The organism is Dellaglioa sp. CoH-57-MRSF-19, from assembly GCF_056781975.1.
Genome location: NZ_JBXAXW010000288.1, coordinates 1 through 260, shown reverse-complemented (window position 1 = coordinate 260; position 260 = coordinate 1). Strand labels below are relative to the sequence as shown.

Here is a 260-nt window from a genome sequence, read left to right as displayed (position 1 = left end):
GGCATGCACCGTAGAACTTCCGAAGTTTCGCTATCTGGACGACGCGACGCGCTATCTGGCACGCGTGCGCGACGATGTGGACGAAACAGAAAACCTGATCCGCGTTCAGCAGAAGGCACTGGCCTATTTGATGAAGCCAAAGGATAGTGTGGTGGCCGCTCTCAACAAAGGGACAGGCACCACAATCCGGAAGATGGTGGTTCCGAATGTGGCTAAGCTTGAACCGCAGTATGGGTTGGCCGAAGAGCTATACGACCGAT

1 protein-coding gene is annotated in these 260 nt (G+C 55.0%); it reads left to right on the top strand.

All coding sequences use genetic code 11. The features are described from left to right. On the top strand, positions 1-260 hold a 260-nt coding region (locus tag AC1RO3_RS09260; RefSeq protein WP_481764128.1), incomplete at both ends, for a hypothetical protein.